Genomic DNA, 6000 nt, shown 5'->3' with positions numbered 1-6000 from the left:
ACTGCAAGGTCTACTTCTGCGACCCGCACTCGCCCTGGCAACGCGGCACCAACGAGAACACCAACGGCCTGATCCGAGAGTTCTTCCCCAAAGGCACCAGCTTCACCACCGTCACCGACGAGCAGATCGCCCACGTCGAACAACTGCTCAACACCCGCCCCCGAGCCACCCTCGGCTTCCACACCCCCGCCCATAAACTCAACGAACTACTCAACGTTGCGCACACGCCCTGAAACCGCCGTGCCCCGCCTGGGACGGAGCGCTCACTCGACTGGTGCGGAGCGCTCACTCGACGGGGAGGTGGGGACGACGAGAGCCGTCGCGACGGCGGCGACGCCCTCGCCGCGGCCGGTCAGGCCCAGCCCGTCGGTCGTCGTGCCGCTCACCGACACGGGCGCTCCCGCGGCGGCGGTGAGCACTGCCTCGGCCTCTGCGCGGCGGGTGCCGAGCTTGGGCCGGTTGCCGACGACCTGGACCGCGATGTTGCCGATCTCGAAGCCGGCCTCGCGCACGAGCCGTGCGGCCTCGGTGAGCAGCGTGACGCCGGAGGCTCCGGCGAGCTCGGGGCGCGACGTGCCGAAGTGCGCGCCCAGGTCACCGATCCCGGCCGCCGAGAAGATCGCGTCGCACGCCGCGTGGGCCGCGACGTCCGCGTCGGAGTGGCCGTCGAGACCCCGCTCCCCCGGCCAGTGCAGCCCGGCGACCCACAGCTCGCGGTCGGTCCCCTCGGGGGCGTACGCGTGGACGTCGACGCCGACCCCGACGCGCGGGAGCGACGTCATCAGGCGTCCTTCCAGTCGATCGGGCCGCGGTGGATCTTGTGCGGGGCGGCCTGCGCCACCGGCTTGATGACCATCGTGTCGATGTTGACGTGCTGCGGCAGCCCGACGACGAAACCGACGCACTCCGCGACGTCGTCGGCGACGAGCGGACGGTCGACCCCGTCGTAGACCTTGTCGGCCGCGGCGCGGTCCCCGTGGAGCCGGGTCAGGGAGAACTCCTCGGTGTGGACCATGCCGGGCCGGATGTCGACGACGCGGATGTTCTCGCCGTTGAGCTCGAGGCGCAGGGTCTCGGAGACGACGGACGTGCCATGCTTGGCCGCGACGTAGCCGGCGCCACCCTCGTAGACGCGCTCACCGGCGATCGAGCTGATGTCGACGATCGTGGCCCGGGAGGAGCGTCGCAGCAGCGGCAGCACGGCCTGGGTGACGCGCAGGGTCCCCACGACGTTCGAGGCGAACATCCGCTCCCACTCCTCGGGGTCACCGTCCTCGACGCGAGTCACCCCGAGCGCGCCGCCGGCGTTGTTGACGACGACGTCGCACCCACCGAGCGACGCGACGCCCTCGGTCACCGACGCCGGGTCGGTGACGTCCATGACGAGCGCACGGGCCGAGCGGCCGGCGCCCTCGATGTCGGCCACGACCTCGTCGAGCTTCTCGCGGCGACGGCCGGCGACGACGACGTCGAAGCCGTCGCGCGACAGCCGCCGCGCGATGGCCGCACCGATGCCGGTGCCACCACCGGTGATGAGAGCCGTCGGTCGGGACAGGGCGGTGCTGGGGTCGGTCGTCACGCTGCCGAGGATAGGCAACTCCCGGGTTCGATGTGTGCTGCGGTCACCCGTGACCGCGGAACACCTCGAACGACGGTGGGGCCCGAGCTCGGGTCCGCGGTCGGGTCCGAGGTCAGGAGGCGCCGAGCAGGCGGGCCGCGGCCTCGAGGTCGCTCGGCGTCGTGACCTTGAGGGCCCGGGGGTCACCCTCGACGACGAGGACCCGCTCCCCCAGCCGCTCGACGAGCCCGGCGTCGTCGGTGGCGTCGCTCGACCCGGCGTGGGCGCGCTCGAGGACGTCACGGCGGAAGCCCTGGGGCGTCTGCACCGCGCGCAGGCCCGAGCGGTCGGGGGTGGCGACGACGAACCCGTCGCCGTCGACCTGCTTGATCGTGTCGACGACCGCGGTGCCGGGCACGACCGCCACGGCGCCTGCCGCGACGGCGGCGACCACCCGGTCGAAGACGTCGACCGGCGTCAGGCACCGGGCGGCGTCGTGGACGAGGACGATGTCGACGTCCCCGCCAAGCACCCGCAGACCGGCCGCGACGGAGTCGCCCCGCTCGGCCCCGCCCGGCACGACGGTCACCGGCGTCGCGGACCCGAGCTCACGGCATACGCCCTCGGCGAGCTCGTCGGCCTGCGCCCGGTGGGTGTCGGGGACGACGAGGACGACCTGGGCCACCGCGGCGCACGACAGGACCCCCCGCAGGGCGTGCCCGAGCAGGGGCAGCCCGGCGAGGGGCACGAACGCCTTGGGCACACGTGCCCCCAGACGCGAGCCGGAGCCGGCCGCGACGACGATGACGCCGACGCGACCGGCTCCGGTCTCGTTGTTCAGTGTGCTGCCCTGATCAGGAAGCGAGGACCTCGTCGAGGATGGTCTCTGCCTTCTCCTCGTTCGTCTTCTCCGCGAGCGCGAGCTCGGAGACGAGGATCTGGCGGGCCTTGGCGAGCATGCGCTTCTCGCCGGCCGACAGACCACGGTCCTGGTCACGACGCCACAGGTCGCGCACGACCTCGGCGACCTTGATGACGTCACCCGACGCAAGCTTCTCGAGGTTCGCCTTGTAGCGACGCGACCAGTTGGTCGGCTCCTCGGTGTGCGGCGTGCGGAGCACCTCGAAAACGCGGTCGAGGCCTTCCTTGCCGACGACGTCGCGGACACCCACGAGGTCGCAGTTCTCGGCGGGGACCTCGATCGTCAGGTCACCTTGGGCGACCTTGAGCTTGAGGTAGAGCTTGTCCTCTCCCTTGATCGTGCGTGTGTTGATCTCTTCGATGAGTGCAGCCCCGTGGTGGGGGTACACGACCGTCTCGCCGACCTTGAAAACCATCTGCTGTTTTCCCCTTTCGCGACCTCCAGATTATCACGAAGCTGTGCACATCGCGATCTCAGGATCCGGCATCTGTGCAGGTCAGAGCCACAGTCGAGGCCCGGGACGCGATATGTGACGTCTTGACAGAACGCCGTTCGGCATGCTTCGCGCCAGCCTCTCGGGGACGGATCAGGGCGGCCGAGGCACCCGTCGGCGGCCGGTGGACATCGCGTCGGAGCCGCGGCCGACGTCGGCTCGGCGCGCCCGCCGAGCCGTGACGGCGGGTGCACGGGTCCGACGAGTCGTACGCCGGTAGGCTGTCGCCCGTGAAGCGTCGATACCCCGCCCTGACCCCCGCGCGTCGCTCGTCCACCCGCCGGGTGTCGACGATGCTCGCCGGTGTCGCCCTCGCCGTCGTGACGACCGGGTGCCAGGTCAACTCGCCCGTCCAGACCAACACGCCCTACGTCCCGGCCGACGGCGTCCCCGCCGACGTGGGAGAGCTCGCCGTGCGCGACCTCGCGCTCGTCGGTGACGGCAGCGGGACGGTCGTGATCTCCGGCTCGGCCATCAACCTCGGCGAGCAGGACATGACCGTCCAAATCGCGCCTCAGGCCGACCCCAACGCCACGAGCGCGCCCAGCGGCTCGGAGGTGCAGCTCGGCCCGCGCGAGCAGGTGAACCTCGCCGGCAAGGGTCTGCAGCTGACCGACGTCAAGACCAAGCCGGGCGGCCTCGTCCCCGTCACCATCACGTCGAGCGCCGGTGGCACGACCGTCGTCAAGGTGCCCGTGCTCACGGCGAGCGGCTACTACGCCACGGTGACGCCCGCGCCCACCGGCAGCTGAGCCCCACCGTCGGGAGACTGCTCCCGATCGTCAGACCGCAGCAGGTGTGCGGGGCACGGCCGCCGGCACACCGCTCGGCTCAGCCGGCCTCGAACTTGTAGCCGAGCCCGCGCACGGTGACGATGTGCACCGGGTTGGCCGGGTCGGGCTCGATCTTCGCGCGGAGGCGCTTCACGTGGACGTCGAGCGTCTTCGTGTCGCCGACGTAGTCGCTGCCCCAGACGCGGTCGATGAGCTGCATGCGGGTCAGGACGCGACCGGAGTTGCGCAGCAGCATCTCGAGCAGCTCGAACTCCTTGAGCGGCAGCGACGCCGACCGCCCCTGGACGCTCACGGTGTGGCGCTCGACGTCCATCCGGACCGGTCCCGACTCGAGCGTCGAGGGCAGCAGGTCCTCCGGCTCGGCGAGGCGACGCAGCACGGCCTTGACGCGCGCGAGCAGCTCACGGCTCGAGTAGGGCTTCGTGACGTAGTCGTCGGCACCGATCTCTAGGCCGACGACCTTGTCGATCTCGCTGTCCTTGGCGGTCAGCATGATGACCGGCACCGAGGAGCGCTGGCGCAGCGCGCGGCACACGTCGACCCCCGAGAGGCCGGGCAGCATGAGGTCGAGCAGGACGAGGTCGGCGCCGTTCTTGTCGAACTCGGCCAGGCCGTCGGGCCCGGTCTCGGCCACGGCGACGTCGTAGCCCTCCTTCTTCAACAGGTAGGACAACGGGTCGGAGAACGACACCTCGTCCTCGACGATGAGAATGCGACTCACTACGGGCCTCTCGGGGTCGGGCAGCGTGGGGCTGGTGGGCTGCTCAGGCAGTGGGGACGTGACTAGGCGTTGACGGACGGGGTCGGGCCGGCGCCGCGGGACGGCTCGGCCTCAGGCGCGCCGCCGCGCCCGGCGTCGACCTCGGCCTCGGTCTGGGTTTCGGAGGGGACGTCGGGCTCGGACGGCGGGAGGGCGGCATACGTCGTCGGATCGGCGGGCGCGATCGCGGCGGAGGCGTTGGCGGCGGGCAGCTCGATGGTGAACGTCGACCCCCGGCCCGGCTCGGACCACACCGACACGTTGCCGCCGTGGTTGTCGGCGACGTGCTTGACGATGGCCAGGCCCAGCCCAGTGCCGCCGGTGGCCCGCGACCGGGCCGTGTCGACGCGGTAGAAGCGCTCGAAGATGCGCTGCTGCTCGTCGGGCGCGATGCCGAGTCCCTGGTCGGTGACGGAGACGTCGATGACACCCGGGCGACCTCGACGCACCATGACGCCGACACGGGTGCCGCCGTCGGAGTAGGCGATGGCGTTGCCGACGAGGTTGCTGATGGCCGTGGTCACGAGCTCGGCGTCACCCCACACCTCACAGCCCTCGTCGATGGCCGTCACGATCTCGATGCGGTGCTCGTCGGCGATGAGTCGGCTGCGGTCGGCGGCGTCTCGCGCGCACGCACCGACGTCGATGACCGTCGGGTCCTTGATGACGTCGGCGCCCTGGAGGCGCGAGAGCTCGACGATCTCCTTGACGAGTCGCGTCAGCCGCTCGGACTCGACGCTGATCCGCTTCGCGAAGCGCGCGACCGCCTCGGGGTCGTCGTGCGCGTCGAGCACGGCCTCGGCGAGCAGCGAGATGCCGCCGACCGGGGTCTTGAGCTCGTGGCTGACGTTGGCGAGGAAGTCGCGGCGGATCTCCTCGACGCGGGCCGCCTTGGAGCGGTCCTCGACGAGGAGGAGCACGTGGTCGGCGCCGAGGGGCGCGACCCGGGCGGCGACGACGAGACGGCCGTCGCCGATGCCCTTCTGCAGGGTCAGCTCGGCCTCGCGGATGACACCGTCGCGGCGCACGGCGCGGGCGAGGTGGAGCAGCTCCGGGTGGACGAGCTCCTGGCCGCGCACCAGGCCCTGGGCGACGGCGGCGGGTGAGTTGTTGACGACCCGGTCGGACGAGTCGACGAGGATGCCGCTCGAGCGGAGCACGGCGATGACCTCACCGACGCCGGGGGGCAGCGGCGGAGCGGGCGGCGAGGGCGTCTCGGCCGCCGTCGAGCGGTCCGACAGGCGCACGGCGACCATCGCCACGCCGCCCAGGGCGAGGCCGGCGATGCCACCGAGCGTTGCCGCTGTCGTCGGGTCCACGACACTCAGCGTACGCATCACGCCGACAGACTCGGACCACGCGGGACACGCGCGTGCGGAGCGCGAACCCACTGTTCACCTTGGCGTCCCCACCCATTCACGAAGCCCTGCCAACCTCTGCACCAGCGGGGGACGTGACACCGCGAACGTATGC

General features: G+C 71.5%; 8 protein-coding genes. 2 read left to right on the top strand and 6 right to left on the bottom strand.

Translation table 11 applies throughout. The features are described from left to right. Positions 1-233: IS30 family transposase (locus tag AC1DW8_RS21415; RefSeq protein WP_478095802.1), on the top strand; the 233-nt coding region annotated here is incomplete at its 5' end. A gap of 30 nt (positions 234-263) precedes the next feature. On the opposite strand, the gene ispF is transcribed toward AC1DW8_RS21415, so the two are convergent. The 4 genes from ispF to AC1DW8_RS21395 form a co-directional block, all read right to left on the bottom strand. Beyond that, a complete protein-coding gene (ispF, locus tag AC1DW8_RS21410; protein ID WP_478095801.1) occupies positions 264-782 on the bottom strand; it encodes a 2-C-methyl-D-erythritol 2,4-cyclodiphosphate synthase in 519 nt (172 codons plus the stop codon). Further along, the gene (locus AC1DW8_RS21405) at positions 782-1579 is read right to left on the bottom strand and encodes an SDR family oxidoreductase (RefSeq protein WP_478095800.1); all 798 of its coding nucleotides are present in this window, start codon (positions 1577-1579) and stop codon (positions 782-784) included. The genes ispF and AC1DW8_RS21405 overlap by 1 nt, the downstream gene beginning before the upstream one ends. Positions 1580-1691: 112 nt before the next feature. After that, complete coding sequence (ispD, locus tag AC1DW8_RS21400; protein WP_478095804.1) at positions 1692-2363, bottom strand: 2-C-methyl-D-erythritol 4-phosphate cytidylyltransferase; 672 nt, start codon at positions 2361-2363, stop codon at positions 1692-1694. Positions 2364-2412: 49 nt separating this feature from the next. Continuing rightward, positions 2413-2895: a CarD family transcriptional regulator gene (locus tag AC1DW8_RS21395; RefSeq protein WP_020145708.1), complete on the bottom strand. Its 483-nt coding sequence runs from the start codon at positions 2893-2895 to the stop codon at positions 2413-2415. Between the two features lie 308 nt (positions 2896-3203). On the opposite strand from AC1DW8_RS21395, the gene AC1DW8_RS21390 reads away from it, so the two are divergent. Next, a complete protein-coding gene (locus AC1DW8_RS21390) occupies positions 3204-3725 on the top strand; it encodes a hypothetical protein (RefSeq protein WP_478095799.1) in 522 nt (173 codons plus the stop codon). Between the two features lie 79 nt (positions 3726-3804). Here AC1DW8_RS21390 and AC1DW8_RS21385 read toward each other — a convergent pair whose 3' ends face one another. Together AC1DW8_RS21385 and AC1DW8_RS21380 are read right to left on the bottom strand one after the other, a co-directional pair. Then, positions 3805-4488, bottom strand: coding sequence for a response regulator transcription factor (locus AC1DW8_RS21385; protein WP_020145710.1), 684 nt, complete (start codon positions 4486-4488; stop codon positions 3805-3807). 62 nt (positions 4489-4550) lie between these two features. Further along, positions 4551-5846 (bottom strand): sensor histidine kinase, encoded by a 1296-nt coding sequence (locus tag AC1DW8_RS21380; RefSeq protein WP_478095798.1) that lies wholly within the window; start codon positions 5844-5846, stop codon positions 4551-4553. Positions 5847-6000: the final 154 nt, after the last annotated feature.

The sequence above is a fragment of the Terrabacter sp. P2_E3 genome, from assembly GCF_056403915.1.
The sequence above is the reverse complement of the archived record's forward strand: the minus strand, read 5'-3'. Positions and strand labels throughout refer to the sequence as shown.

Bases quoted from the DNA above. Each gene is read 5' to 3' on its own strand.
- ispF (WP_478095801.1), bottom strand. From the start codon at position 782: ATGACGTCGCTCCCGCGCGTCGGGGTCGGCGTCGACGTCCACGCGTAC.
- AC1DW8_RS21395 (WP_020145708.1), bottom strand. From the start codon at position 2,895: ATGGTTTTCAAGGTCGGCGAGACGGTCGTGTACCCCCACCACGGGGCT.